Consider the following 26,458-nt stretch of genomic DNA (forward strand, 5'->3'; position numbering starts at 1 on the left):
ACTGTCGCTGCCGCATTCGATACCACTCTTGTCAGACCTGGGCTGATCGGGTATCCGTGGTTGGCGGCGATGGATGCCCGCCTTCGCGGTCATGACGGCCCCGTGTGCGAGCGGGGTTGACCCACGTGCATCTGCTCAAGGCTTGGGCTTCTTCTGCGGCCGCGCCCAATGGGCGATGCTGATCTGTTTGCCACGCGCCACGCTCAAAGCCCCCGGCTCGGTGCTCTTGGTGATGGTCGAGCCGCCGCCCACGGTGCCGCCTGCGCCAATCGTCACCGGGGCCACCAGCACGCAGTTGCTGCCAATGTGCACGTCGGCCTCGATCACGGTGCGGTGCTTGTTGGCCCCGTCGTAGTTGGCGGTGATGCTGCCCGCGCCGTAGTTCACGCGCTCGCCCACGGTGGCGTCGCCCAAATAGGCCAAGTGGTTGGCTTTGGCCCCTTGGGCCATCGTGGAATTTTTCACCTCGACAAAGTTGCCAATGTGCACTTCGGCCCCCAACTGCGCACCTGGGCGCAGGCGGGCAAAGGGGCCAATGAGTGCGCCCTCGCCCACCGACACGCCCAATTTTTCGCCATCGATGTGGGTGAAGGGGTGGATCACCGCGCCCGCAGCGATGGTGCAGTTGGCGATCACGCAGTTCGCGCCGATCTTCACGCCTTCGCCTAAGGCCACGCGGCCTTCAAACACGCAGTTCACATCGATCTCGACGTCTTGCGCGCAATCGAGCTGGCCACGCAAATCGAAGCGGGCCGGGTCTTGCAGGCGCACGCCTTGCGCCATCAGGCCGTGCGCTTGGCGCAGCTGGTGGGCACGCTCCAGCTCGGCCAGTTGCACCGGGCTGTTGATGCCAGCCACTTGCAGCGCATCGGCAATTTTGTGGGCCACCACGGGCACCCCGTCGGCCACGGCCAACTTGACCACGTCGGTCAGGTAGTACTCGCCTTGGGCGTTTTGGTTGTCAATGCGCCCCAGCCAGTGTTTGAGTAATTTGGCAGGCACGGCCATGATGCCGCTGTAAACCTCGTTGATCTGGCGCTGCGCGTCGCTGGCGTCTTTGTGTTCGACGATGGCTTGCACCGCATCGCCCAGGCCTTGGCCCTGAGCACCGCGCACGATGCGGCCATAACCGGTGGGGTCGGCAAAGTCGATGGTGAGCAGCGCCAGCTTGTCACCGCCGCATTGGGCGATCAGGGCTTGCAGGGTGTCCGCCTGCGTCAGCGGCACATCGCCCGACAAAATGACCACCACGCCATCATCGGCCAGCGCGGGCAGCGCCTGTTGCACGGCGTGGCCTGTGCCCAACTGGGGCTCTTGGCGCACGCATTGCACCGCCAGCGCCTGACCGGGGGCCAGCAACACGGGCTCGACTTGGTCGGCTCCGTGCCCGGTGATGACCACGGCCGAACGCGCGTTCAGCTGCGCGGCGGTGTTCAGCACATGCTGCACCAGCGGCACGCCAGCCAAACGCTGCAAGACCTTGGGCAGGCGGCTTTTCATGCGCGTGCCTTTGCCAGCGGCCATCACGACGACATCAATGGGAAACGGGGTGTTCAAGCTCATGAACGACTTTCTAAAGTGGCCAAACAGCGGCTGCAAATACAGGTATGCATTATCGCCAGAGTCAACCCGGTGACTGAAGGGCTTGATTGACGGCGCCAGTCAATCGCTTGAACTCAAGGAAGTGTCGGGATCTGTATTGATGGACAATCGCGGCTTCGGTCTTGGGTGCACCTTGTTGAGGCATTCACGCCATTGACACCATGCGGAGCTTTCGATGCGATCATCACTTTGGCTTGCCCATTGGCACTGGACGATGCAAAACTGTGCAGTCAAACGGCTGGCCCTGGAAGATAAAGTGAGCAACACAAGCTCGGGGCATTTTGAGGATTGGTCGTTCGCTGTGAAGGACTTCAATTGATCCGCCGGACCCTGCTTGTGTTTTGCTTGGTGTTGCTACAAGGTTGCAGCACCATCAAGCTGGGCTACCAGCAACTGCCCACGCTGTCTTATTGGTGGTTGGACAGCACGGTATCGTTCAGCGGCGCTCAGTCCAAGGGGGCCAAAGAGGCCCTTGACCAGCTGCACCAATGGCATCGCCGCGAAGAGCTGCCCGCCTATGCCGAACTGCTGCAACGCGCGCTGCCACTGACCGCAGGCCCCGTGCAGTCTGAACAGGTGTGCGGCGTCTGGGCCGATGTACAAACCCGACTGGACACCTTGATGCGCGAGGCCGTGGTGCAAGTGGCCCCGGTGGCCATGGCTTTGGGACCACGCCAGTTGAGCCACATGGCACGGCACTGGGAGCGCCAAAACGAAGAATGGGAACAGGAGTGGCTGCAAGGCAACACCAGCGAACGGCTGCAGCGCCGACTGGACAAAACACTGGAACGCTACCGCTCGTTTTATGGCGAGTTGAACCCGGCTCAAGAGGGCTTGATCAAGACGCAACTGGCACAGTCGCCCTGGACCGCCGAGTGGGGCAGACAAGACCGGCAGCGCCGCCAGCAGGATTTGCTGTCGGCTTTGCAGCGCATCAGCCAAGACGGCATGACACGAGCCCAAGCACAAGCGCAGTTATGGGGCGTTTGGCAGCGCTGGTTGTTGCCGCCCGACGCCGGGCAGCGCACCATGATGCAAAGCCTGTCGCAACGCGCCTGTGACAACCTGGCCCAGTTGCACAACACCGCCACGCCCGAGCAACGCCAGCAAGTGGCTCGCAGGCTGCGCGCCTACGACAGGGATATCCGGGACTTGATCAAACCCTGAGCACGCGGCCTCTCGGCCTGCGCGGACCAACAGGCATTACCACCCAAAAACACAGACCCCCGATCGAGTCGGGGGTGACAAATGGGGCTAAAAGGCTTTGTCACGCGGGGGTGACAGGTGGGGCTAAAAAACGTTGTCATACCCGGCTTGACCGGGTATGCATGGCCGTTGAAGCATGGGCACTCATCAAGTCAAGGGTGACAAATGGGGCCAAAAGACTGTGTCATACCCGGCTTGACCGGGTATCCATGGCTTGTCAGCTTTGCAGCGCTTTCCACATTTCCATGTCGCGCTCGGCGGTCCAGATGCGGGGGTTCTTGATGCCGCTGGCCTCGTCATAGGCGCGTGTCACGTCAAACGGCAAGCAGTGTTCGTAGATGAACACATGGCCAAACACCGGGTCCATGCTCTTGCGGGTGTGGGCCATGGCGGCTTTCAAGTCCATTTTGCCGGCCACGGCTTCTTTGCCCGCTTGGAACAAGGTGGTCACCCAGCGCTGGGTGTAGTCCAGCGCCTTGTTGACGTTGGCATTGCCTTTCATGGCTTCACCACGGCCCGGCACGATGAACTCGGCCTTCAAGTCGCGCAGGGCTTCGAGGGTGGCGGGCCACTCTTCGAGTTGGGCGTCGCCCGTGTAGACACCGGCTTCGTATTCCACCAAGTCGCCCGAGAACAGCACTTTTTCTTCTTCCACCCAAGCGATCGTGTCGCCACGGGTGTGGCCAGGACCCGGATGCCAAATTTGCACCACCACGCCACCCAGGTTGATGCTGAGCTTGCCGGGCACTTCGCCTTTTGTGGGGTTGCCGCCACCGACCACCATGGTGGGCCAGGTCAGGCCCGGGATGCTGTCCGCGCCGCGGAACAGGCGCGGAAAGCGCTCCATCTCGCTTTTCATATCCTGTGCGCCACGCTCTTTGATCAAGTCCAGCGTGCCTTCGCTGGCGATGATCTCGGTCGCGCCTTCGGCCGCGTAGGCATAGGCCCCCAGCACGCGCACCGCATGGTAGTGGGTCAGCAGCACATATTTGATGGGCAGGTCGCTGACGGTGCGGATCTTTTTGATCAGGTCTTGCGCCATGGCAGGCGTGGCCGTGGCGTCGCTCACCATGATGAAGCGGTCACCAATGATGACGCCCGAGTTGGGGTCGCCCTCGGCGGTGTAGGCCCAGCAATGCGGGCTGAGTTGCTCGAACGTGATCTTTTTTTCGCTCAGGTCGGCCTGGCTGGCAAAGGCTTTAACAGGGGCCTTGGCGGGCGCTTTGTTGGGGGCTTGGGACATGAAAATGGCTCCGGTCAATGAATGGGCTGAATTTTACCTAAACGAAATGCGTTACGCATTGTTGAATTTCACCCCACTCAACCCAGCCCCTTTTCGAGCATGGAGATCACTTCATCGGCAAAGGCGGCATAGCTGATGGGGCCGCCTGGGCGCAGCCAAGTGAAGGTCCAGTTGATCATGCCCAGCAGCATCATGGTCAGGGCGGTTTGGTTGGTGGGGGTCAGGCGCTCGGGATAGGCGCGTTTCATGAAGCGGGTCATGGCGGCCACGATGTCGCGCTGGCGGTTCAGGATCAATTCGCGCGGCGATACCGTGCCAGAGGGCAAGGCCGGATCGGGGGCATCGCTCAAGAACTGGGTGTCATTGAGCAAGGCCGCGTGCCGGGTCGCCGAGGTTTCATATTCCTGCAAAAACGCCCGCACCAGCTCGTGCAGGGTGGCGCGTTCGTCCAGGTTTTTGCGCTGGGCCGTGGCCTCGGTCTGCGCAATCAGCGCCAGCAGGCGCTGGGTGTGCCGATCGAGCAAGTCAAACAAGATCGCTTCTTTGCTCTCGTAATAGTGGTACAGCCGCGCCTTGGACGTGCCGCAGGCAGCGGCGATCTCGTTCATGCTGGCAGCAGGGTAGCTGCGCTGGGCAAAGCATTGCGCGGCGATGTCCAGGATGGCGTCGCGCTTGATGTCGTGGGTTGCTGATTTGGGTCGGGCCATGGCGGCATTCTGCCAGCCATGGCACCATGCGCAGGTCAGACGCTGCTCAAGCACCGCCCAGATGCCGTTCAAGCCCCATTCAGGCCTGCGGCTCAAACCGGCAAGTCGCCGACCTGCCGACCCTGCAAGCGGGCGTGCCACAGGCCACACACCAGGCGGGCCGTGGCCCAGCCCACCTGTCCCCAGGCCTGGCCCCACTGCCGCGCCAACTCGGGCACGCTGGCTCTAGAAGATCGGTGCAGCACCAGCCCAGGCGGCATTTCCCGCCAGTCAAAGTGCAGGGCCTCATGGGCGTAACGCGCTTCCATCACCAGGCGGGCTCCGGCCGGCACGTCGATGATTTGACCAGCCACAAAAAAATGGTCGCCATCGGTTCGGGCCCAGTGTTCAATGGGTTTCTCCCAAGTGATCCATGCGCATCCTTGCACAATCAGCAATTGACTGTTTTTGCGGGGCAACAGGCTCATGGCATGCTGGGGAGCCAGGCGCCAAGTGCCTGCCCGGCGGGCAGTTTTCAGTTGTTGACAGTCTTGCAAAGAAGCGCACAGCTCGGGTTCAGACATCGCCATCTCCTGGGTTGATTCAACACCGACAACTGCGTCGGCCAAGTCATGATGCAAGCCAAAGCATTCACTGTCCAATGAAAACTCTGTGACCCATTGATGTGCCAAAAGCATGAATGGCAAAGTGCTGCACCCGTATCATTGACGTCACCATGCCACCCAGTTCCGCTCCCGCTGCCCGCACCCGCCCCATCTCGATGAGCTACCTGCGGGCGTTCGACGCAGTCGCCCGGCACCTGAACTTTCGGGTGGCCGCCGAAGAAATGGCCCTGACCCAAAGCGCGGTCAGTCGGCAGATTCAGGCGCTGGAGCACGAGGTGGGCACCGCGCTGTTTTTGCGGCACACCCGCTCGGTGGAGCTGACCAGTGCGGGCAGCTTGCTGCACCGTTTTGCAGGCGCATCGCTCGAGCGCATCGACTTGGCGGTGCGGCAAATCCGCCAAAGCACCGGACGCCAGAGCGTTTCGATCACCACCTGGGCCTCGTTTGCCAGCATGTGGCTAATCCCACGGCTGGAGGCGTTTCAGCGCGACCACCCCAACATCGACATCCGCATCGACGCCACCGATGCCGCCATCGACATGCACAACACCGATGTCGATCTGGCCCTGCGCTACGCCACCCGCTCGCCACACAGCGGAGCCGAGCGCTTGTTCGGCGAACAGCTCACGGTGGTCGCCAGCCCCTGGTTGTTGAAGCAACAGCCCATCCAGAACGTGGACGACCTGATGCGCTGCACGCTGATCGAATCGGGCGACGCCTACCGCACCCGGCACATGGAATGGCTCAGCTGGCAACGCTGGCTGGACACCTATGGACGTGGCGCTGGCAGCGCCAGCCCGGTGCCCCACACCGAAACACGACGCCCCCCAGGGGGCAGCAGCCAAGCACTGCCCCTGTCTCCGGCGCGGTGGTTGTACTTCAACTACGCCCACCAGATAGTGCAAGCGGCTTTGACCGGCCAAGGCGTGGCATTGGCCCGCCTGCCACTGGTGGCCGAAAGCCTGGCGCAGGGCGGTTTGGTAGAAGTGTTACCCAGCATGCGGCTCAATTCCCCGCTGGCTTATTGGCTGTTGATCGCCACGCGCAGCAGCACGCGCCCCGAAGTGCGCGCCTTTTGTGACTGGTTGCGCCTGCAGGCCTCAGAAACACGCCTGGCGATTGGCGATGTGCCCGACCCTGACACCCTGGCCGCGCCGGACTGACCCCTCAAACCGGCCACACCACTCCGTTGTCGTTCAAGATGGCATCCAGTGGCTCGTCGTGGTCTTCGGGCTCCAAGTCGTCCACAAAGCCTTGGGTAAATCCCAAACCGACCGTGAAGGGCTTGGGTTGCAGCGTGGCCAGCGTGCGGTCGTAAAAACCGCCGCCATAACCCAAACGGTAACCGCCCGTGCCGTAGCCCACGCAGGGCACAAACAACAAGGTGGGCACGATGACTTCGGTGTCTTTGGGTTTGGGGATGCCGTAGGCGTCTTCCTCCATGGCGCAGCCGGGGTACCAGGTGTGGAACGTCAAGGTTTTGTGCAGCTTGTTGACCACAGGCAGGCCAATGCGGCGGCGTTGGGGCTCGCCATTCAATTCGCCGTCTTCTTTCCAGCGGTGCAGCACAGGCAGCGGGTCAAATTCGCCCTTGATGGGCCAATAGGCCCCGATCACGGTGTCGGGTCGGTCAAACAGCCAGATGCGCATGACGCGCTGCAAGGCTTCGGCCCTTGTCAGGCGGTCGGGCAGGTTCAGCCTTTCTTCAATCAAGGCTTTTCGTAAGGCTTTTTTAGCTTCAGCTTTGTCCATAATCGACCCATGAAATTCACTCAGATTCTGACACTGGTTTACGCATTGGCCATGACAGGCCTTTGGAGCCCCCTCGCCCATGCCCAAGTGCAGGCCGCCAACAAGGGCGATGACGTCATCCTGGAGATGGGCCAAGCCTTCAAAAAAGGCGACAAAAACCGCTTGTCGGCCCTGCTGCCCCAAACCCGGGGCCATGTGCTGGAGCCCTTGGCCGCCTATTGGGACATGCGCGCCCGCCTCGACACCGCGCCCGAATCAGAGATTCGCAGCTTCTTGAGAAGCTATGCCGGCAGCTACTACGAAGACCGCTTGCGCACCGACTGGCTGCTGCAACTGGGCAAGCGCCGCGACTGGGCCAACTTCACCGCCGAATACCCGCGCTACCGCATGCGCGATGACCGCGAAGTGCGCTGCTACGCCCTGGCCACCGAGGCCATGAACAGCAAGGCCGATGTGGCCGAAGAAGCCAAGCGCCTGTGGTACGCCCTGCGCGAAGCCGACGATGGCTGCACCTATGTGGCCGAGCATTTGCACTCGGGCAAACAGATCAATGGCTTGGACCTTTGGCGCAAGGCGCGGCTGGCCATGGACGCCAACCGCCCTCGCCCGGCCCAAGCAGCGGTCGACATCGAAGCACCGCGTTTGTCCGAACAAGTGGCCCTGATCTATGCCGACCCAGCCAAATACCTGGACAAACGCATCATCGCCATCACCAAGAACCGCAAAGAGCTGGCGGTGCTGGCCCTGATCAGGCTGGCCGCCAAAGACCCCGACGAAGCCGCCGATTTGCTGAATCGGCGCTGGTCCATCCAACTGAGCCAAGAAGAACGCAACTGGACTTGGGGCGTGATTGGCAAACAGGCCGCGCAAAAACTGCAAGACAACGCCAGCAGCCACTTTGCCAAGGTGCAAAAAGACAGCGACCTGAACGACGACTTGCTGAGCTGGAAAGTGCGCGCCGCTTTGCGCATGGGCCAATGGCGTCAGGTCTTGACCGCGACCCAGGCCATGAGCCCCGAGTCGCAAAAAGACCCGACTTGGGTTTACTGGCGCGCCCGCGCCTTGAGCGCCACGGCGCAAGACAACGCCCAAAAACAAGAAGCCCAAGGTCTGCTGCGGAGCATCGCCAGCGTGAGGGGTTTTTACGAACAACTGGCGCTCGAAGAACTGGGCCAGGCCATCACCCTGCCTGAACGGCCCATCGCACTCAACCCGCAAGAAAAAGCCGCAGCCCTGATCAACCCCGGACTGCAACGCGCCCTGTACGCCATCCAGATCGGCCTGCGCCCCGAAGGCAACCGCGAGTGGAACTACAGCACCAACTTGCACACCCCGGGCGGCATGAACGACCGCGATCTCTTGGCTGCCGCCGATCTGGCTTGCCAGCGCCAAGTGTGGGACCGCTGCATCAACACCAGCGACCGAACCAAAGAGGCCATTGATTTTGAGCAACGCTTTCCGATGCCGCTGCGCGAGATCGTGGTGCGCAAAGCAGGTGACATCCGACTCGACCCGGCTTTTGTGTATGGCCTGATCCGGCAAGAAAGCCGCTTCATCATGGATGCCCGCTCGCATGTGGGCGCCTCGGGCCTGATGCAGGTCATGCCCGCGACCGCCAAATGGACTGCCAAAAAAATCGGTTTGACCAGCTTCACCCCTGACCAAATCACCGACCGCGAAGTCAACGTGGCCATTGGCACGGGTTATTTGAAGCTGGTGCTGGACGACTTTGAAGGCTCGATGCCACTGGCCACTGCGGCCTACAACGCCGGGCCAGGGCGATCGCGCACTTGGCGCAATGGCCCCGTGCTCGAAGCGGCCATCTGGGCCGAAAACATCCCGTTTCAAGAAACGCGCGACTACGTGAAAAAAGTGCTGTCCAACACCACCAACTACGCCGCCATCTTGACGCGCCAGCCGCAGTCGCTCAAAGCCCGCTTAGGCCAAGTGGGGCCGCGCAACGCACAAACCACCGAGGTGAACAAGGATTTGCCCTGAGGCGCACGGCGTCGCCAGGCCGCGCACAAAGGATCAGGCGGGCGGCGCGGGCCCCAGCAAGGCGTCCAGATTGGACCGGATTTTTTCCTCGATCTTGCCGCTGTAGGCCCCCAGCAAAAAACCCAGCTTCAGATGCAGGTCAAAGCGGGACTCGCTCAGCGTCAGCTCACCGCTGACACCGCTGCGTTCAAAGCGCATGCGGTCGGTGGCCTCGCCTGGCTCGCACACACACGCCATGCCCCACTCTTGCTCGGCCTGTTCGCGCCAGCGCTCAGCCACGGCACGGGCACCGGCCAGGCCCAAAGCGTGTTCGCGTTCGATTTTCAGCTCAGGCATGTTGCGCTTTCTGTTCGGGTTTTTCGGTCATCTGCACGGACGTTGGGGTTTCGGCGGCCACCTCCACCAAACAGTCGTAAAACACGGGCGCACGGCCCAGGTCGGTCAGGTGCTGGCTGGTCAGCTCGTTCACATTGGTGCCATTCAGGCCCAGCTTGCGCCACCACACGCCCAAGCCATTGACCACGCCCGCCCGCGCACGCTGGTTCAACCTGGCTTTGCAGTGGTAGATGCCCCGGTCGTTGAACACCCGCACCACCGCGCCGTCGACGATGCCGCGAGCCGCTGCGTCCTCGGGGTGCATCTCCAGCACAGGCTCGGCCTCGATGTCGCGCAGGCTTTGCACGTTGACAAAGGTGGAATTGAGAAAGTGGCGGGCAGGCGGCGAGATCAAGGCCAGCGGGTATCGACCACCCGGCGTGGCCAGCTCGTAGTTGGGCAAGTGGTCGGGCAAGCCGTCCAAGCCCTGATCGGCCAGGCGCTGGCTGAAAAACTCGCAGCGCCCTGAAGGCGTTGGAAAGCCGCCCTGTGCAAACGGCGCATCGGGCAGTGGCAAAGAGGCAAAGCCATGCGCCAGCAACTGCTCAAAATCTTGCCCATCGCCGATGGCGCTGCGACACAGGCTTTCATCGCTCTCGGCAAAACACGGGTCATCAAAACCCATGCGGGCAGCCAGCGCCCGGAAGATGTCGGTGTTGGTGCGTGCTTGGCCCACGGGCGCGATGGCCGGGCGGTTGAGCAGCACATCGGTGTGGCCGTAACTGGTGTGGATGTCCCAGTGCTCCAACTGGGTGGTGGCGGGCAAGATGAAGTCGGCGTAGTCGGCGGTGTCGGTCTGAAAATGCTCCAGCACCACGGTGAACAGATCGTCTCGGGCAAAGCCTTGGACCACCTTGCCCGATTCGGGGGCGACCGCCACTGGGTTGCTGTTGTAGACGATCAAGGCGTCGATGGACGGGCCAAAAGCCGACGATGCCGGGCGCAACAAGTCGTCACCAATGGTTGTCATATTGAGGGTGCGGGGGCGTCGCTCGCCCAGCAAGTCGGGCCGCTGCAAGGCCGCCCGCCGCACCGGGAAATGGCCCGAACTGCTGAGCAGCAAGCCGCCAGCCCGGTGCCGCCAAGCGCCGGTGAGCGCGGGCAAACACGCGATCGCCCGCACCGCATTGCCGCCACCGCGCACACGCTGCATGCCGTAGTTCAAGCGAATGGCCGCTGGCGCGGTGCTGCCCCAGTCGCGTGCCAATTGCCGGATTTGCGCCACCGGCACACCGCAGACTTCGGCGGCGCGTTCAGGTGTCCATTGCAAAGCACGGGCCTTCAAAGCATCCCAGCCCAAGGTGTAGCGGTCGATGTAGTCTTGGTCGAGCCAGCCATGCACGATCAACTCGTGCATCACGGCCAGCGCCAGCGCGGCATCGGTGCCGGGTCGAAGGGCGATGTGTTCGTGGCATTTGTCGGCGGTTTCGCTGCGCCGGGGGTCGATGCACACCAGCTTGGCGCCTTGGCGCTTGGCCACTTGGGCGATGCGCCAAAAGTGCAAGTTGCTACCAATCGAGTTGCTGCCCCAGATGACGATCAGCTTGGATTCGGCAAAAAACTCGACCTTCATGCCCACCTTGTTGCCCAAGGTTTGGGTCAAGGCTTCGGCACCGGCAGAGGCGCAGATGGTGCGGTCCAGCAGCGAAGCGCCCAGTTGGTGAAAAAACCGCGCCGCGATCGATTCACCTTGCACCTGCCCCATGGTGCCTGCATAGCTGTAGGGCAGCACTGCTTGCGGGTCGCGTGCGGCAATGCTTTTCAAGCGCTGGGCAATGGCGTCCAGCGCCTCGTCCCAGCCCACGGGTTCGAACTGGCCCGCGCCTTTGGGGCCCACACGGCGCAAAGGTTGCAGCAAGCGCTCAGGGTGGTAAGTGCGCTCGACGTATCGCGAGACCTTGGTGCACAGCACGCCGTCGGTCATGGGGTGGGCCGGATTGCCTTGCACTTGGGTGGCTCGTCCGTTTTCCACCGTGGTCAGCAAGGCACAGGTGTCGGGGCAATCGTGCGGGCAAGCGCCGCGCACCACGGCAGTGGCAGGAGTGGGGTTCATGGTTGGGGGCAGGCGGCTGGTCAAAAGCCGATTGTCGCGCAGCCCGGCAGGCAACGCCCTGCCGCTTCAAGGTGCCGGGGCTTTTTGCCCCGCCACACACTGCCCCACCGCCGCATCGCCACGCTGCCAACAAGGGCTGGCTGCACGGCCATCGCGCTCGGGCACGCCGTCCATGCGGATTTGGGCCACATGGGTGTGAAAGCCCCGCACCCCATGCCGATCGAGATCCAGGCGCAACACCCAGCCTCGGCGCTGGTGGTCGTTGTCGGTCTCTTTCATCACGAAATTGCCCACGCTGTAAATGACGGGCTTGCCCTGGATGTGTTCGATGTCTTGCGTGACATGGGGGTGGCCGCCGATCACGGCATCGGCCCCGGCCTCGACCATCAAACGCGCCAGTTGCCGCTGGCGGGCATTGGCCACGCGTTCGTTCTCCCAGCCCCAATGCATGATGGGGATCACCAGATCCGCCCGGTGCACCCGACGCGCATGGCGGATGTCGTCCACCACCTGTTCATCCTCACTCCACGCCACACCCGGGGCATCGTGGTCGGCCTCAAAGCTGCGTGGCATGAATTCGTTGTAGCTCAAGAAAGCGATCCGCAAGCCCTTGCGCTCCACCACCCAAGGCGCATGGGCTTGCGACAAATTGCGCCCGCCCCCCAGCTTACCCAAGCCCGCCTGATCGAGCAGGCCCAGCATCTCGGCAAATGCCTCGCGCCCAAAATCACCCGAGTGGTTGTTGGCCAGCGCCACCGCATCGAAATGGGTCTTGAGCACGGGCAGCACACGCGGGTGCGCCCGGAACGTGAAATTTTTATCGCCCGCACTGCCGCCCGTGGCCACCACACACTCCAAATTGGCCATGCGGATGTCGGCGGCAGCAAACACCGCTGCGAACGGGGCAAAGGGGTCGCCGCCTCGGGCGATCAAAGCGCCGGGGGCGTCATCGAGCACGGTGTCGCCCGCAAACACCACGCTCACGGTGGGGTCTGCAGCAGGGCCAGACTGCGCCCACACTGGGGCCCCCAAACAACAAGCCAACACAAGTCCCAAGCCAATGTTCATGGCGTCAGCCCCTCCAAGGTGCAGCTGTAAATCAATTCCCGCTCGAGTGGCCCGGCATACACATGCTGCTGCCCCGTGATGGCCCAAGGCTGCGAGCTGCGTGGGTAGGGCGGCAGGTATTTGGCTTGGTGCACCAAGACCGGGTGGGGCTTGGCGTCTTGATAGGCATACAACAAGATTCGGTTGATGTGGTCGGCATCACCCACCATGACCGCCTTGAACCAGAAACGCCCCCCAATGTCCACCGAGGGCACGGGGTAAGGGTCTGCCACAGGGCGCGCCAGCACGGTTTGGGTGGTGCCGGCGTAAGTCACCTGGCAGCTGAGTTGAGGCGAGGCAGACGCGACGCCCAGAAAAAAGAGCGTCCCTAGGGCGCCCAGCACAGCCCGCCAAGGCCTTGAAGTCGGTGAATTACGCATACAAGTCGAGAATCAGTATTTGCCCGATTTTGCACGGGGTTCCAGCCGCCAAGGTGACAGTCGGGACATTTGAGGCTGCAGCTTGGCAAAGGTCTGCAAGTCCCGCTAGACTGTATTCATGAAAATCATCGACTCCATCCTCACCGACGCGGCCAGCATCGCGGCCATTCGCAAAGATATTCATGCGCACCCTGAGTTGTGCTTTCAGGAAGTACGCACGGCCGACGTGGTGGCCCAGCAACTGACCAACTGGGGTATTCCCGTTCACCGGGGCATGGGCACCACCGGCGTGGTGGGCATTGTGCATGGGCGTGATGGTGGTGCTTGCGGGCGTGGCATCGGCCTGCGCGCCGACATCGATGCACTGCCCATGCAAGAGTTCAACACCTTCGCCCACGCCAGCAAGCACCAGGGCAAGATGCACGCTTGCGGCCACGACGGCCACACCGCCATGCTGCTGGCGGCGGCCAAGCACTTTGCCAAGCACCGCGACTTTGACGGCACGGTGTATTTGATTTTCCAGCCCGCCGAAGAAGGCGGCGGCGGTGCCCGCGAGATGATCAAGGACGGTCTGTTCGAAAAATTCCCGATGCAGGCGGTTTACGGCATGCACAACTGGCCAGGCGCGGCCGTGGGCACCTTTGCCGTGAGCGCAGGCCCGGTGATGGCGTCCAGCAACGAGTTCAAGATCACCATCCGGGGCAAAGGCAGCCACGCGGCCTTGCCACACAACGGCATCGACCCGGTGCCAATTGCCTGCCAAATGGTGCAAGGCTTTCAGACCATCATCACCCGCAACAAAAAACCGGTGGACGCGGGCGTGATCTCGGTCACCATGATCCATGCGGGCGAAGCCACCAACGTGGTGCCCGATTCGTGCGAACTGCAAGGCACCGTGCGCACCTTCAGCATCGAGGTGCTGGATTTGATCGAGACCCGCATGAAGCAAGTGGCCGAGTCGATTTGCGCGGCCTTTGAGGCGCAGTGCGAATTCGAGTTCGAGCGCAACTACCCCCCCACCATCAACAGCGCCGCCGAAGCCGACTTTGCACGCCAAGTCATGTCGGGCATCGTGGGCGCAGAGCATGTGATCGACCAAGAGCCCACCATGGGCGCAGAAGACTTCTCTTATATGCTGCAGGCGAAACCCGGCGCCTATGTTTTCATCAGCAACGGCGATGGCGCGCACCGCGAAATGGGCCATGGCGGTGGCCCTTGCACCCTGCACAACCCGAGCTACGACTTCAACGACGACCTGATCCCGCTGGGCGGCACTTACTGGGTGGAACTGGCCACTCAGTGGCTGGCCAACCCGACACAAAAATAAACCCCTTCAGGAACGCCCATGTCCGATGTCCAGAGCGGCTTTTCAAGCAGCTATGCCCAAGCCCGACAAAAATTCTTGATCGCGGCGCAGTCGGCAGGCCTGTCGGTGGACTCGCACGCCCACCCTCTCCAAGGCCGGGACGCTGAAGCGCTCGCCATGGACGTGGTGTTCGATGGTGCCCCCGGCGCCCAAGCGCTGCTGATCATCAGCAGCGCCTGCCACGGGGTGGAGGGTTATTGCGGCTCGGGCGTGCAAGTCCATGCCCTGCAAAACGCCGCTTGGCGTGCAGCAGCCAAAGCCCAGGGTGTGGCGGTGCTCTACATCCACGCGCTCAACCCGCACGGGTTTTCGCATGTGCGGCGCGTGACCCACGAAAACGTGGACATCAACCGCAACTTTCAAGACTTCGCGCAAGCGCTGCCGGACAACCCGGCCTACCGCGAAATCCAGCCCTTGCTGTTGCCCGAAGTGTGGCCACCCGATGCCGCCAACACTGCGGCAACCAACCAGTTCATCGCTGAGCGAGGGATGAAAGCCTTTCAGGCCGCTATCTCCAAAGGCCAGCACGAATTCCCGGACGGCCTGTTCTTTGGAGGACAAGCCCCCACCTGGAGCAACCTGACGCTGCGCAAGGTGCTGCAAAAATACGGCCAAGCTTGCAAAAAATTGGCCTGGATCGATCTGCACACGGGCTTGGGGCCCAGCGGTGTGGGCGAGCGCATTTTTGCGTGTGCCGACGACGCGGCAGCCTACAGCCGTGCCAAAGCCTGGTGGGGCCAAGGCATCACCTCCATCTATGACGGCTCCTCCACATCTCCCATGCTCACCGGGCTGATGTGGATGTCGGCCTACCAGGAATGTCCGCAGGCCGAGTACACCGGCATCGCCATGGAATATGGCACCCAGCCCACAGACAAAGTCATGCACGCGCTGCGTGGCGACCACTGGCTGCAACTGCACCCCGAAGCGCCTGCCGCGTTGCGTCAGCAGATCAAACAGGATCTGATGGACGCGTTTTATGTGGACACCGATGCTTGGCGCACCCAGATCGTCGAGCAGGCCATGGAAGCGATGCAGCAGGCCGCCACAGGTTTGAACAAGGGATTGAAAAAATGAACATGCCGCGCATTCTGGTTTTGGGGGGCAGCGGCTTTGTGGGTCGCCATGTTTGCGAACAGCTGGCCCGGCTGGGCTGGCAGATCACTGTGCCCACCCGCCGCGCTGTCAATGCCAACAGCGTACAAAGCCTGCCCGGGCTGACCGTGATCGAAGCTTCGGTGCACAAGGAAGCCGACCTGGCCCGCTTGATGCCCGGGCACGATGCGGTCGTGAACCTGGTGGCGGTGCTGCATGGCAACGAAGAACGATTTGAGCAAGTGCACGTCGAATTGCCCGGAAAAATCGCCAGCGCCATGAAAAAAGCTTCGGTGCAGCGGCTGGTGCAAGTGAGTGCACTGGGTGCCGAAGCGCAAGCCCCTTCGATGTACTTGCGCAGCAAGGCGCGAGGCGAAACGGCACTGCAAGGCAGGGGGCTGCAGCTCACGGTGTTGCGCCCCAGCGTGGTCTTTGGGGCCGAAGACAAATTTCTCAACCTGTTTGCCGACCTGCAGGCCGTGGTGCCCTTCATGCCACTGGCGGGCAGTGGCACACGCTTTCAGCCCGTGTGGGTGGCCGACGTGGCACGCGCCGTGGTGGCTTGCCTGCAACAGCCGAACACCGTCGGCCAGACCTTTGATCTGTGCGGGCCAGATGTGCTGACCTTGGGCGATCTGGTCAAACGGGCCGGTCAATGGGCCGGTGTCAACCACGGCCAAGGTCGCCCTGTTTTGCCTTTGCCAAACTGGGTGGGCTGGCTGCAAGCTGCGGCCATGGAACTGGCACCGGGCGAACCGCTCATGAGCCGGGACAACCTGGCGTCAATGAAGGTGGACAACGTGACCACGGGTCAGTTGCCGGGGCTGGCCGCGCTGGGCATCAGCGCAGCAAGTGCTGCAGGCGTGGCCCCCGGCTATTTGGGTCATCGCGGACCACGCAGCAAATTAAACCGCTGGCGCGCAGGCGCAGGGCGCTGAATGACTGAAAAAAATGATCCAGCTTTACATTGCCAACAAAAACTACTCGTCTTGGTCCATGCGCCCTTGGGTGCTGTTGCGCCAGGCGGGCATTGCCTTTGAAGAGGTCTATGTCCGCTTTGACAGTTTCGCGCCCGACTCCAACTTCAAGGCCAGCATGAAGGCGGTCAACCCGGTGGGCAAAGTGCCCGTGCTGGTGCACGATGGTCTGGCCGTCTGGGACACCTTGGCGATTGCCGAATATGTGGCCGAGCAATTCCCTGAAAAACAGCTCTGGCCGCATGACCGTGCTGCCCGTGCGCGCGCCCGCAGCATCTGCGCAGAAATGCACAGTGGCTTTACCGGTCTGCGCAGCGCCTGCCCGATGAACATCGAAGCGCACTTGCCCGAGATCGGGGCACTTGCCTTGCGCGACAAACCCGCTGTTCGTGCCGACCTGGAACGCATCAGCAAGCTGTGGAGCGGGCTGCTCCAAGAACACGGTGGCCCCATGCTGTTTGGCGAATTTTCCGTAGCCGACGCCTACTTTGCCCCCGTGGTCATGCGCCTGAAGACCTATGCACTGCCGGTGCCTGCCGATGTGGCAGCCTACATGGCGCGTGTGTGCGCCCTGCCCGGCGTGAAAGCATGGATCGACGACGCCCTGGCCGAAAAGGACTTCATCGACTTTGAAGAGCCTTTCCGCGTGGCGCGTTGAGTGTCGCCGCGAGCCAACAGAACCTCCCCATGAAGATTTACGCCGTCGGCGGTGCCGTGCGCGATGCGCTGCTGGGCCTGCGAGTGCAGGACCGGGACTGGGTCGTGGTGGGCAGCACGCCCGAGGAGATGGCCACACAGGGCTTCACGCCAGTGGGCAAAGACTTCCCGGTGTTTTTGCACCCCCGCACGCGCGAAGAATACGCACTGGCCCGCACCGAGCGCAAGACCGCGCGGGGCTACAAGGGCTTTGCCGTGCAGGCCGATCCCAGCGTCACGCTCGAAGAAGACCTGGCCCGGCGCGACCTGACCATCAACGCGATGGCGGTGCCAGAGGCCGTGGCCGCGTGCCTGCAAACGCCCGCACCAGCTTCAACGTCAGCCCAAGCTTCAGCGCCGACAGGCCATGACAACACGCCCCACGCACCAGACTGGCTGAGCGACATCATCGACCCGTGGGGCGGCCTTGCCGACCTGCAAGCCCAGCAATTGCGCCATGTGACCCCGGCTTTTGCCGAAGACCCGGTGCGCATCTTGCGCGTGGCCCGGTTTGCGGCCCGCTTCACCGGCTTTCAAGTGGCGCCGGAAACCATGGCACTGATGCAGACCATGGTGGCAGACGGCGAAGTTGACCACTTGGTGCCCGAACGCGTCTGGCAGGAACTGGCCAAAGGCCTGATGGCCGACAAACCCTCGCGCATGTTCCAAGTGCTGCGCGAATGCGGTGCGCTCAAGGTCTTGCTGCCCGAACTGGACCGTCTATGGGGCGTGCCCCAGCGTCCGGAATACCACCCCGAGATCGACACGGGCGTTCACATGATGCTGGTGATGGACATGACCGCGCGGCTGAACATGCCGCTGCCCGTGCGCGTGGCCTGCCTGATGCACGACCTGGGCAAAGGCACCACGCCTGCCGACGTGCTGCCGCGCCACATCGGCCACGAGGGCCGCAGCGTCAGGCTTTTGCAAAAGGTGTGCGACCGCCTGCGCGTGCCGAGCGACAGCAAAGAACTGGCCGAGGTCGTAGCGCGTGAGCACGGCAACATCCACCGCAGCGCAGAACTGGGCCCCGAGGCCCTGATGCGCCTGCTCGAACGCTGCGACGCCATCCGCCAAGCCGAGCGCTTTGAGCGTGTACTGCAAGCCTGCGAATGCGATGCGCGAGGGCGCTTGGGTTTTGAAGAAGCGGCTTACCCGCAGGCCGAGCGATTGCGGCAAGCCCAGCAAGCGGCACTCTCGGTGGATACGGCCCCCATTGCCCAAGCTGCTGCAGCGCAGGGCCTCAAAGGCCCTCAGATTGGTGCGCAAATCGCCCAAGCACGGATCGAGGCCATCGCGCGCAAGGCGCATTGACGAGCACGCCCGTCTCAAAGGTGCGAACGTGTCCAATCAGCGATGTCTTGCGCCGTGCGAAATGCCCCGGCCTGCCGGGCGACTTCTTTGCCGCCGACAAACAAGGCCAAGGTGGGAATACTGCGGATGTTGAAGCGGGCGGCAATGGCCTGTGCGTCTTCGGTGTTGAGTTTGGCCACCCGCACTTGGGGCTCCAAAAGGCTTGACGCCTGCTCGTAAGCAGGGGCCATCATGCGACAAGGGCCGCACCAAGGCGCCCAAAAATCCACCAGTACAGGCACTTGGCTGCGCCCAATGTGCTTGTCAAAAGTGGCTGCATCCAGCGCCAGCGGATGTCCGTCAAAAAGGGCTTTGTGACATTGTCCGCAATCGGGGGCATGGCCCATATCGGCCACACGCACCCGATTGGTGGTGTGGCAATGCGGACAAACAATGTGCAAGGCGTCGGCTGAGGCGGTCATGAAATCCCCTGTGTTTGATCTTATTTGGGGGGCATGCTGCTCGATTCAAGGGCTTTGCAGCTTGGCCCAGCCATCGTGATCGAGCACGGCCTGACCAACCCAAGCGGAAGGACATGCCCAAAAGGGCCATGGCACACACCACAGACGACGTCTGCGCTGGGCAAAAACCCCAAAGTCATGGGAAATTCGCAAGCAAATTGCCAAAAAAATCAAAATCCGCCTTTGAATTATTTTTAATACAAATTCGCTATAATTAAGCTTGAAAAATTTTCTTATATTTTCTTTTTTGCGCGAATTCACCATGAGTACGGCTCGCTTGATGTCTGAGACTAGGTATGAACATGGGATTTCAAAAATTGAACATCGGCAGCTTCAGTAAAAGAGCAAAGCTGCGCTTGGTGAGCACGGGATGGCTAGGCATCGCGCTTTGCATCAGCCCCGCATGGGGCCAAACTTCGATGCCAGCACCCACTTCGCAAGCCCTCACGATCCAAGCGTTGTATGCAGCGGCCCAACAGAGTCACCCCTTGTTGGTCGCGGCGCGTTTGGAAGCGGATGCGGGAAAAATCGATGTCACAGCCGTAGAACGTCAACGTTGGCCGACTTTTTCTGCGGTGTTGGAGTCGAACACCGGCAACACCTCGTCGCAGCCGTCACGCAGTTTGCGCGTACAGCAAATCATTTGGGATGGTGGACTGAACTCATCGCGGGTCACCGAGGCCGAAAACCAGGTGCTCATCAGCCAATTCAAAGTGCAATTGCAGCAAAGACAACTTTTCCTGCAAATCACCCAGGCGTGGCAAGCCATGAGAGCCGCCCATGCCCGCGTGCAAGTGGCGCAAAAAACCATGGCACGGCTCAACGGTTTTAGAGTGCAAATGCAACGGCGTGTCGACGCTGAAGCCTCCTCCAGCATTGACTTGGTGTTGGCCAACTCCCGCCATCTGCAAACGCAGGTGGAATTGGATGCGGCCCAAAGAAACCTGAAAGTGGCACTGCTCAAACTGGAGCAACTGTCGGGCGAAGTGAATCTGCGTGAACGCTTGCCGACCTTGGCACCATTTCCGGCATTGCCCAGCTCGGTGGCATTTCTTCAACAGTTGCAGCAAACCGACTGGGTGGACTTGGCCACGCGCTCGCCGTCGGTGCAGATCGCCAAAAGCGATGTGGTTTCAGCGCAAAACCGCTTGCGCACCAAAGAAGCCGAAAAATGGCCTCATTTGTATGTGCGCGTAGACAAACCGGTTGGCAACAATGCCTTCAACGCCAACAACTCAGCGGTGGCTTTTGCAGGTTTGAGCTACTCACCCGGCGCCGGATTTTCCAATGCAGTAGAGGCCGAAGCACTGACCAAGCGCATCGCCAAATCCGATCAAGGCGTAGCGACTGCGATGAAGGATATTCAGGAAACGTTGCAAAACGACCGTGAAGAATTCCTGAATGCCTATGCCCAAATTTCGGCGCTCGAAAAATCAGTTTCGGGTGCCGACATGGTGCTGGCCTCGTTTGAACGCCAGTTTCAGGCCAACCGGAAAACCTGGCTGGACCTGCTCAACCAAGTGCGCGAACTGGCGCAAAACGAATATGCGCTGGTCGACGCTCAAGCCAGCTTGGTCGGTTCGCGCTTGCGACTTGACATCAATATGGACCCCAACACCTTAGCCACGGCACAGCCATGATCAACAAAATTCAACTTGAATGGGCCATGCTGCGCATGGCGCAAATGCAAGGCGCTGTCGCCGACGTCTTAGCGCTCAGGGCCAGTGTGGCCAGCCTGGATCAGGCAGACGCGCCCATGCTGCAGCTGCAAAAAGTCGCATCCCAAATGGGCTTGCAAGCGCCCTTGTACATGGATCAACCGGATCGCGCCCACCTGCCTTTGCTGGGGCACACCGCTCAATTGGGCTGGGTCGTCTTGGTCGACTGCGATCCGTCAGGCCAGTGGATCTTGGTCAATGCGGATGGGCAGCACAGCTTGGCACCCACAGCCTTACAAGGCCAAGTGGCCTTGATCAAGTTCAACGCGCAAGCAGATGCGCACAAACTGTCGCAGGCCATGGGTGAGAAGCCTGCCATGAAAACCTTCGCTCAGCAGCTGCAACAGACCCTGCGCCAGCATCGACTGCCGATGATTGAAGCGGGGCTGGCCTCGGCCTTCATTGGCATGATCGCACTGGCCACCTCACTGTTTTCAATGCAGGTCTATGACCGCGTGATTCCGTCTCGCAGTGAATACACCTTGGTGGTGCTCAGCACAGGCGTATTGCTCAGCATCTTGATTGAATACGCCATGAAATTGGCCCGATCCCATTTGATGGATTATGTGGTTACAGGGGTTGACCACCGTCTCTCGCGTGAAGTGTTCCAGCAGCTGCTCAGCCTGCGCGTGGACCAGGTACCCAGCTCGGTCGGCAGTTTGGCAGGGCAATTGCGGGGGTATGAACAGGTGCGCAGTTTTTACACGGCCAACACCCTGTTCACCCTGATCGACTTGCCCATGAGTTTGTTGTTTTTGGTGATCATTGCCTTGATCGCCAGCCCTCTGGTGGCGCTGGTGCCACTGGTGTTTGGCGGCGTGGCTCTGTTCTTGGGGCTCAGAATTCGCACCCAAGTCAAAGACCTGGCCAGAGAAAGTGCCGCCCTGTCGAATATGCGCACCGGTCTGCTGGTCGAGGCGGTAGAAGGCATTGAGACCATCAAGGCCGGTTCGGGCGGCTGGAAGTTCTTGTCCCGCTGGATCAACTACAACAAGATGACCATTCAAGGCGACTTGCGCATGCGCGGTGCCACAGAGAATGTGGGCTACCTGTCTGTCGTGCTGCAGCAAATGAGCTATGCCGGCTTGGTGGTGGTGGGTTCGTTGCTGGTGATGCAAGGCCACATGACGATGGGTGCGTTGATTGCGTGCTCCATCTTGAGCGGACGCATTTTGGCACCCATCATGGCCTTGCCGGGTTTGTTGGTGCAGCACTCCCACGCCAGCGCGGCCTTGGAGGGGCTAGAGCGCCTGTACACCCTTGAATCGGACAACCACGGCATCCAGCACCCCTTGGTGCCAACCCACATCAAAGGCCATTACCTTTTGACCGATGTGCAGTTCGCCTATGGCCAAAATCCACCCGTGATTGCGGTGCCCAGACTGGAAATCAAACCCGGCGAACGCATTGCGATTGTCGGCCCGATTGGCGCAGGCAAATCCACGCTGCTGCGCATGCTGAGCGGCATGTACAGCCCGCAAAAAGGCAACATCAGCATTGATGGCTTGGAGCTGGGTCACATCAGCCGACAGTTGCTGAGCCAAAAAATCGGTTTCCTGCAGCAAGACCACCGCCTGTTCCAAGGCTCCTTGCGCGAGAACTTGCTGATCGGTCTGCCCGACCCTGGCGATGAAGTGATTTTTGCCGCCATGAACCGCACCGGCATGGACCGCATCGTCGGCAGCCACCCCAAAGGCCTGGAGCGCCCCATCATGGAAGGCGGAAAAGGCTTGAGCAATGGACAAAAGCAACTCGTGGCCTTCACCCGCTTGATTTTGTGCAAGCCCGACATCTTGCTGCTCGACGAACCCACCGCCACCATGGACGATACGCAAGAGCGCCAGTGCATGGCCGTATTGGCAGAAGAAGCCCGTGCAGGAAAAACCCTCGTGATCGTGACCCACAAACCCAGCACCTTGGCACTGGTCAACAGGATCATTGTGGTTGCCGGAAGCTCGATCGTCCTTGATGGCCCGCGCGACACGGTGCTGCAACAACTTCAACAGCGCCCCAATGCGCAACCTGCGAGCTGAACATGTCATTGACCCCCTCCAATCTGCCCAAAGCACCGGCCCCCTTGGGCGTCGGCCTGCATTCAGAACCCGTCAGCGACGTGACCGCCAAACCTGCCACGTCGCCCATGCCGGTCGGCGACTTCAAACCACCTCACCGTTCGCGTGCCGTTTTGTTGGTATTCATGCTGTCGCTGATTGCGGCGGTCTTTTGGGCATCGGTTGGAAAAATTGACCAAGTCACGCGAGCACAAGGCCAAATCATTGCGGCAGAGCGCACGCAAATTATTCAATCCCCTGATGGCGGGATTTTGACCGAATTGCACGTGAAAGAAGGTGATCTGGTGAAAGCAGGCCAACTGCTGGCGACCATGCAAAAAGAGCGCGCACAAGCGGCCGTATCTGACACCAAGGCCAAGGTGGCCGCCTTGCGCATCACCCTGACCAGACTCCAAGCTGAGATCTTTGAAAAACCCTTGCAGTTCGATCCCTCGTTGCTGTCTTACACCAGCTACATTCAAAACCAGACCGAACTGTTCAACAAGCGGCAACGCGCTTTCAAAGACGAGATCAGTGCATTGAAGAAAATCCTGGCGCTGGCCGACGATGAATTGAAAATCAACCGCCTGCTCGAAGCCTCAGGCGACGTCAGTCGGGCTGAGCTCTTGCGCCTGGAGCGTTCCAGCGCCGACATTGGGGCGCAGTTGACGAGCAAGCGCAACAAGTATTTTCAAGATGCACAGGCTGAGATGACCAAGACCCAAGAAGACTTGAGTACACAGACCGAGCAATTGAATGACCGCACCAGCTTGTTGGAGCACACCGAGCTGGTGGCCCCTGTGGACGGCGTGGTCAATAACATCAAGGTCAACACCTTGGGCGGCGTGGTGCGCCAGGGCGACACGGTGATGGAATTGCTGCCCGGTGGCAACAACCTGATTGTCGAGACAAAAATCTTGCCCTCAGACATCGGCTTTGTGAAAATCGGCCAGACGGCCAGCGTCAAACTCGACGCCTACGATTACTCTATTTATGGCGGCATGCAAGGCAATGTGAGTTACATCAGCCCTGACGTGTTGACCGAAGAAACCAAACAAGGCCCCATGACCTACTACCGTGTGCGCGTCATGATCACGGGCACCGAGTTCAAAGGCGACAAAGCCAGTCAAATTCAAGTGCGCCCTGGTTTGACGGCCAACGTGGAAATCAAAGCCATGGAGCGCACCGTGCTGAGCTACCTGATCAAGCCTTTGAGCAAGACCATGAGCATGAGCATGGGCGAGAAATAAGCGCTTGAACGCAAAAAGGGCGTGCCGGTGAAAGCACGCCCAATGTGGACTCAGAGTCCTTTGCTTATTTAGCGTGCAGGTGGGCGGCGTGGTGCCATCGGGGCACGGCCAGCCAAATGACGGAAGCTGATGCGGCCTTTGCTCAGGTCATAAGGCGAGAGCTCGAGCGTCACACGGTCACCCGCCAGAATGCGGATGTGGTTTTTGCGCATCTTGCCCGCAGAATAGGCGATCAATTGGTGGCCGTTGTCCAGCGTCACACGAAAACGCGTATCGGGCAAAACTTCGTTCACCACGCCCATCAGTTCAATCAGTTCTTCTTTAGCCATTTAAAACGTCTTTCTCAAAGCAGGATCGGTTTGGAGGTCTGGCGCTCCACCCACAACATGCCTTCATCGAGGGCGTATTGGCTGGCGGCGGCAGGTGTTGCAAATTCGGGCACAAAACGCATCACACGGTCGGTGCTGGCGCTACCACGGCCACTGGCCACGGACACTTGCGCGCCAAATGCGCCATTGGGCAAAGCCCTGGAGCACGGTTGAATTCGGAATTTTCCCATGGAGATGGGTTGGTGTGAACAGTAATGAATGGTCATGTATTTTAACTAACGGGGTCTTGCCGCTTTGAATGCCTCTTGGGGCTTTGCAGCGGCTAGGGTATTGGCATGTCCTGGTGCCAAAAAACGCCCCCGATGTGCAAACCCTGGGGTCTGCCACAGAACATCACCGTGCAGAGGTGCGTCAAAAGGAAGCAAAAAATCGTCTGGGCCCAGCTCTCAATGAGCATGGCGGGCGATGTGCACAGTGGAGGACAAGACTGGCATCCCTCTGCCGGGATGCGCTATCGGCTCAGAAAGAGCGAGATGGGCATAAGTCGCCAATGGCGTGCCGCACTGTACCACGTTCACGGTTTTAGTGCTTTTGCAATCTTTCCGACTCACAACCAGCGGGCCACCGCCGCGGCCAACATGCTCAGGAGCAAGGTACTGGTGATAGGGATAAACCATTCCCGCCCAAACAGCCTGAAGCGGAAATCGCCCGGCAAACGGCCAAAACCCAGTTTTTGAAGCCACGGCTGCAGGCCACTGAAGATGACCAGCGCCAGGAACACCACAATCAACCAACGCAACATGCTGTTCCTTGCTGCCGGTTACAGGCGATACGACCGGTCACCCCGGGCAAAGCCCTGGGCAACACCATCGGCCGAGGTGGTCAAACCGATCACTTTGAACAGCTCGCCCATTTCATGCTCATTCACCAAGCGTTGAGCTTGACTGCGTTCGGCCAAAGAGGCTTGCGCCATGCGTTCGGCCAAGCCCAGGTTCAACAAAAACCAAGCTTGGCTGGCATAACCCAAAACGGCCAGCCCGGCATTTTGCGCGGCCAGCGCCACGCCCGTGAAATTGACATGGGCGGTGATGTCTTTTTGGCCTACGGCCAGCAAAGGGTTGTCGTCGGCCTGATGCAGCTGGTGGCACATGACGGTGCCCATGTGGCGCTGAGGATGAAAGTATTCGGCCTCTGGGAAACCGTAATCAAGGAAAAATGCCGCACCGCCCTTGCCCGCCAACAGCCGCTCGGCCAGGCTGGTGATGAAGGCCTCGGCCTGCGGATGGATTTCGGTCAGGTAGTCGTGTTCGCCTTCGATGTCGATGGGCGGGCGCAAGTCGGTCGGGCGGTCTTGCCAAGCAAAACCCTGGCCTGCGCTGACCACCCCGCGCTCGTGCCAGACGCCGTCTTTGCGCTGCAAGAGATGCACCGGCATGGCATCGAGCACCTCGTTGCCGACCACCACGCCCTCGATGGCCTTGGGCCAGTTGTCGAGCCAGCGCACTTTGTCGGCATATTTCAACAAGGTATCGGCCTGGCGGGCCCGCAAAGTGCCCGACAAATCAATGATGGTGTAACGGGCAAGGTCGTCGCCCAGGCTGTCTAGCAACTGCAACGCCAATGCACCCGTGCCTGCGCCAAACTCCCAAATCTCGTCGGTGCCCGTGGCCTGCAGCGCCTGGCGCACCTGCACAGCCAGGGTCTGGCCAAACAGGGGCGAGATGCCGGGCGCGGTCACAAAATCACTGCCCGAAGAGGGCATGGCGCCGAACTTTTGCAGCGCATTGGTGTAATACCCCAGCCCCGGCTCATACAGCGCCATGGCCATGAAGCGGTCAAACCCCAACCAGCCACCCGCTTGGGCAATGGCCTGGTGGATGCGCTGGGTCAATTCACAAGAAGGGGTGGGCTTGGGCGTGGACACCCGAGGATTGTCGCCGAAGGCGTTCAGGGTTTTGGTCCGAATGAACTCCAGCATGGGCCGCTTGCCCGATAATTGGCGTTTTGTTTCATGCCTTGTTATGCCTGACGCGATCCGACGTCCAAGAACCGACAAGCATGCCCTCGGGCCAAGTCCGAGGTGACAAACAGGCGTTTATCCCCGATCTTTTTCAGGGTGACACCCCAAGCACAC

Annotated in this window: 26 protein-coding genes; 11 read left to right on the forward strand and 15 right to left on the reverse strand. The window is 60.8% G+C overall.

From position 1 onward, the window contains the following. Positions 1 to 135 precede the first annotated feature (135 nt). The gene (gene glmU / locus ACZ5RG_RS11185; protein WP_464447062.1) at positions 136 to 1,563 is read right to left on the reverse strand and encodes a bifunctional UDP-N-acetylglucosamine diphosphorylase/glucosamine-1-phosphate N-acetyltransferase GlmU; all 1,428 of its coding nucleotides are present in this window, start codon (positions 1,561 to 1,563) and stop codon (positions 136 to 138) included. A gap of 354 nt (positions 1,564 to 1,917) precedes the next feature. On the opposite strand from glmU, the gene ACZ5RG_RS11190 reads away from it, so the two are divergent. Further along, the gene (locus ACZ5RG_RS11190; RefSeq protein WP_464447063.1) at positions 1,918 to 2,769 is read left to right on the forward strand and encodes a DUF6279 family lipoprotein; all 852 of its coding nucleotides are present in this window, start codon (positions 1,918 to 1,920) and stop codon (positions 2,767 to 2,769) included. A gap of 256 nt (positions 2,770 to 3,025) precedes the next feature. On the opposite strand, the gene ACZ5RG_RS11195 is transcribed toward ACZ5RG_RS11190, so the two are convergent. The 3 genes from ACZ5RG_RS11195 to ACZ5RG_RS11205 all read right to left on the reverse strand — a co-directional run bounded on the left by ACZ5RG_RS11195 (position 3,026) and on the right by ACZ5RG_RS11205 (position 5,321). Then, a complete protein-coding gene (locus ACZ5RG_RS11195) occupies positions 3,026 to 4,051 on the reverse strand; it encodes an MBL fold metallo-hydrolase (protein WP_464447064.1) in 1,026 nt (341 codons plus the stop codon). A gap of 77 nt (positions 4,052 to 4,128) precedes the next feature. Continuing rightward, positions 4,129 to 4,758, reverse strand: coding sequence for a TetR/AcrR family transcriptional regulator (locus tag ACZ5RG_RS11200; RefSeq protein ID WP_298603314.1), 630 nt, complete (start codon positions 4,756 to 4,758; stop codon positions 4,129 to 4,131). Positions 4,759 to 4,850: 92 nt separating this feature from the next. Then, positions 4,851 to 5,321 (reverse strand): DUF2917 domain-containing protein, encoded by a 471-nt coding sequence (locus ACZ5RG_RS11205; protein ID WP_464447065.1) that lies wholly within the window; start codon positions 5,319 to 5,321, stop codon positions 4,851 to 4,853. A gap of 152 nt (positions 5,322 to 5,473) precedes the next feature. Here ACZ5RG_RS11205 and ACZ5RG_RS11210 point away from each other — a divergent pair, with 152 nt between their 5' ends. Next, the gene (locus tag ACZ5RG_RS11210) at positions 5,474 to 6,526 is read left to right on the forward strand and encodes a LysR substrate-binding domain-containing protein (RefSeq protein WP_464447066.1); all 1,053 of its coding nucleotides are present in this window, start codon (positions 5,474 to 5,476) and stop codon (positions 6,524 to 6,526) included. A 4-nt stretch (positions 6,527 to 6,530) separates the two neighbouring features. Here the strand turns inward: ACZ5RG_RS11210 and ACZ5RG_RS11215 are convergent, their stop codons facing one another. After that, positions 6,531 to 7,115 carry a 5-formyltetrahydrofolate cyclo-ligase gene (locus tag ACZ5RG_RS11215; protein ID WP_298603311.1) on the reverse strand — a complete coding sequence of 195 codons (585 nt, stop codon included), beginning with the start codon at positions 7,113 to 7,115 and terminating at the stop codon, positions 6,531 to 6,533. A gap of 9 nt (positions 7,116 to 7,124) precedes the next feature. Here ACZ5RG_RS11215 and ACZ5RG_RS11220 point away from each other — a divergent pair, with 9 nt between their 5' ends. Then, positions 7,125 to 9,113, forward strand: a complete 1,989-nt coding sequence (locus tag ACZ5RG_RS11220; RefSeq protein WP_464447067.1) for a lytic transglycosylase domain-containing protein — start codon at positions 7,125 to 7,127, stop codon at positions 9,111 to 9,113. Positions 9,114 to 9,146: 33 nt separating this feature from the next. Here the strand turns inward: ACZ5RG_RS11220 and ACZ5RG_RS11225 are convergent, their stop codons facing one another. The 4 genes from ACZ5RG_RS11225 to ACZ5RG_RS11240 form a co-directional block, all read right to left on the reverse strand. Beyond that, the gene (locus ACZ5RG_RS11225) at positions 9,147 to 9,449 is read right to left on the reverse strand and encodes a polyhydroxyalkanoic acid system family protein (protein ID WP_312261371.1); all 303 of its coding nucleotides are present in this window, start codon (positions 9,447 to 9,449) and stop codon (positions 9,147 to 9,149) included. Then, on the reverse strand, positions 9,442 to 11,541 hold the full coding sequence (locus ACZ5RG_RS11230) for a molybdopterin-containing oxidoreductase family protein (protein WP_464447068.1): 2,100 nt from the start codon (positions 11,539 to 11,541) through the stop codon (positions 9,442 to 9,444). The genes ACZ5RG_RS11225 and ACZ5RG_RS11230 overlap by 8 nt, the downstream gene beginning before the upstream one ends. Before the next feature lie 66 nt (positions 11,542 to 11,607). Then, entirely contained in the window at positions 11,608 to 12,609 is a 1,002-nt protein-coding gene (locus ACZ5RG_RS11235) for a CapA family protein (protein ID WP_298600509.1), read from the reverse strand. After that, complete coding sequence (locus ACZ5RG_RS11240; RefSeq protein WP_298600506.1) at positions 12,606 to 12,923, reverse strand: hypothetical protein; 318 nt, start codon at positions 12,921 to 12,923, stop codon at positions 12,606 to 12,608. Before ACZ5RG_RS11240 ends, ACZ5RG_RS11235 begins: the two co-directional genes overlap by 4 nt. 223 nt (positions 12,924 to 13,146) lie before the next feature. Here ACZ5RG_RS11240 and ACZ5RG_RS11245 point away from each other — a divergent pair, with 223 nt between their 5' ends. The 5 genes from ACZ5RG_RS11245 to ACZ5RG_RS11265 are packed head-to-tail and all read left to right on the forward strand — an operon-like array spanning position 13,147 to position 18,476. Continuing rightward, positions 13,147 to 14,355, forward strand: a complete 1,209-nt coding sequence (locus ACZ5RG_RS11245) for a M20 aminoacylase family protein (protein ID WP_464447069.1) — start codon at positions 13,147 to 13,149, stop codon at positions 14,353 to 14,355. 18 nt (positions 14,356 to 14,373) lie between these two features. Beyond that, complete coding sequence (locus ACZ5RG_RS11250; protein WP_464447070.1) at positions 14,374 to 15,471, forward strand: M14 family metallopeptidase; 1,098 nt, start codon at positions 14,374 to 14,376, stop codon at positions 15,469 to 15,471. Further along, positions 15,468 to 16,427, forward strand: coding sequence for a complex I NDUFA9 subunit family protein (locus tag ACZ5RG_RS11255; RefSeq protein WP_464447071.1), 960 nt, complete (start codon positions 15,468 to 15,470; stop codon positions 16,425 to 16,427). Before ACZ5RG_RS11250 ends, ACZ5RG_RS11255 begins: the two co-directional genes overlap by 4 nt. Before the next feature lie 13 nt (positions 16,428 to 16,440). Beyond that, positions 16,441 to 17,124 carry a glutathione S-transferase family protein gene (locus tag ACZ5RG_RS11260; RefSeq protein WP_298600495.1) on the forward strand — a complete coding sequence of 228 codons (684 nt, stop codon included), beginning with the start codon at positions 16,441 to 16,443 and terminating at the stop codon, positions 17,122 to 17,124. A gap of 29 nt (positions 17,125 to 17,153) precedes the next feature. Next, positions 17,154 to 18,476 (forward strand): multifunctional CCA addition/repair protein, encoded by a 1,323-nt coding sequence (locus ACZ5RG_RS11265; RefSeq protein WP_464447072.1) that lies wholly within the window; start codon positions 17,154 to 17,156, stop codon positions 18,474 to 18,476. Positions 18,477 to 18,490: 14 nt separating this feature from the next. Here the strand turns inward: ACZ5RG_RS11265 and trxC are convergent, their stop codons facing one another. Both trxC and ACZ5RG_RS11275 read right to left on the reverse strand, forming a co-directional pair. After that, positions 18,491 to 18,937: a thioredoxin TrxC gene (gene trxC / locus ACZ5RG_RS11270; protein ID WP_315235942.1), complete on the reverse strand. Its 447-nt coding sequence runs from the start codon at positions 18,935 to 18,937 to the stop codon at positions 18,491 to 18,493. Between the two features lie 45 nt (positions 18,938 to 18,982). Beyond that, positions 18,983 to 19,240, reverse strand: a complete 258-nt coding sequence (locus ACZ5RG_RS11275) for a hypothetical protein (RefSeq protein WP_464447073.1) — start codon at positions 19,238 to 19,240, stop codon at positions 18,983 to 18,985. Positions 19,241 to 19,278: 38 nt separating this feature from the next. On the opposite strand from ACZ5RG_RS11275, the gene ACZ5RG_RS11280 reads away from it, so the two are divergent. The 3 genes from ACZ5RG_RS11280 to ACZ5RG_RS11290 are packed head-to-tail and all read left to right on the forward strand — an operon-like array spanning position 19,279 to position 23,995. Next, positions 19,279 to 20,616: a TolC family protein gene (locus ACZ5RG_RS11280; protein ID WP_464447074.1), complete on the forward strand. Its 1,338-nt coding sequence runs from the start codon at positions 19,279 to 19,281 to the stop codon at positions 20,614 to 20,616. Continuing rightward, positions 20,613 to 22,727, forward strand: a complete 2,115-nt coding sequence (locus ACZ5RG_RS11285; RefSeq protein WP_298600480.1) for an ATP-binding cassette domain-containing protein — start codon at positions 20,613 to 20,615, stop codon at positions 22,725 to 22,727. The genes ACZ5RG_RS11280 and ACZ5RG_RS11285 overlap by 4 nt, the downstream gene beginning before the upstream one ends. A gap of 2 nt (positions 22,728 to 22,729) precedes the next feature. After that, entirely contained in the window at positions 22,730 to 23,995 is a 1,266-nt protein-coding gene (locus ACZ5RG_RS11290) for a putative HlyD family type I secretion protein (RefSeq protein ID WP_298600477.1), read from the forward strand. 68 nt (positions 23,996 to 24,063) lie between these two features. On the opposite strand, the gene infA is transcribed toward ACZ5RG_RS11290, so the two are convergent. The 4 genes from infA to ACZ5RG_RS11310 all read right to left on the reverse strand — a co-directional run bounded on the left by infA (position 24,064) and on the right by ACZ5RG_RS11310 (position 26,302). Next, positions 24,064 to 24,324: a translation initiation factor IF-1 gene (gene infA, locus ACZ5RG_RS11295; RefSeq protein ID WP_019426546.1), complete on the reverse strand. Its 261-nt coding sequence runs from the start codon at positions 24,322 to 24,324 to the stop codon at positions 24,064 to 24,066. A gap of 14 nt (positions 24,325 to 24,338) precedes the next feature. Next, entirely contained in the window at positions 24,339 to 24,554 is a 216-nt protein-coding gene (locus ACZ5RG_RS11300) for a hypothetical protein (protein WP_233253626.1), read from the reverse strand. Between the two features lie 377 nt (positions 24,555 to 24,931). Then, positions 24,932 to 25,126 carry a DUF2905 domain-containing protein gene (locus tag ACZ5RG_RS11305; protein ID WP_298600471.1) on the reverse strand — a complete coding sequence of 65 codons (195 nt, stop codon included), beginning with the start codon at positions 25,124 to 25,126 and terminating at the stop codon, positions 24,932 to 24,934. A gap of 18 nt (positions 25,127 to 25,144) precedes the next feature. After that, positions 25,145 to 26,302 (reverse strand): class I SAM-dependent methyltransferase, encoded by a 1,158-nt coding sequence (locus ACZ5RG_RS11310; RefSeq protein ID WP_464447075.1) that lies wholly within the window; start codon positions 26,300 to 26,302, stop codon positions 25,145 to 25,147. Between the last annotated feature and the right edge of the window lie 156 nt (positions 26,303 to 26,458).

This window comes from Limnohabitans sp. TEGF005 (assembly GCF_055394835.1).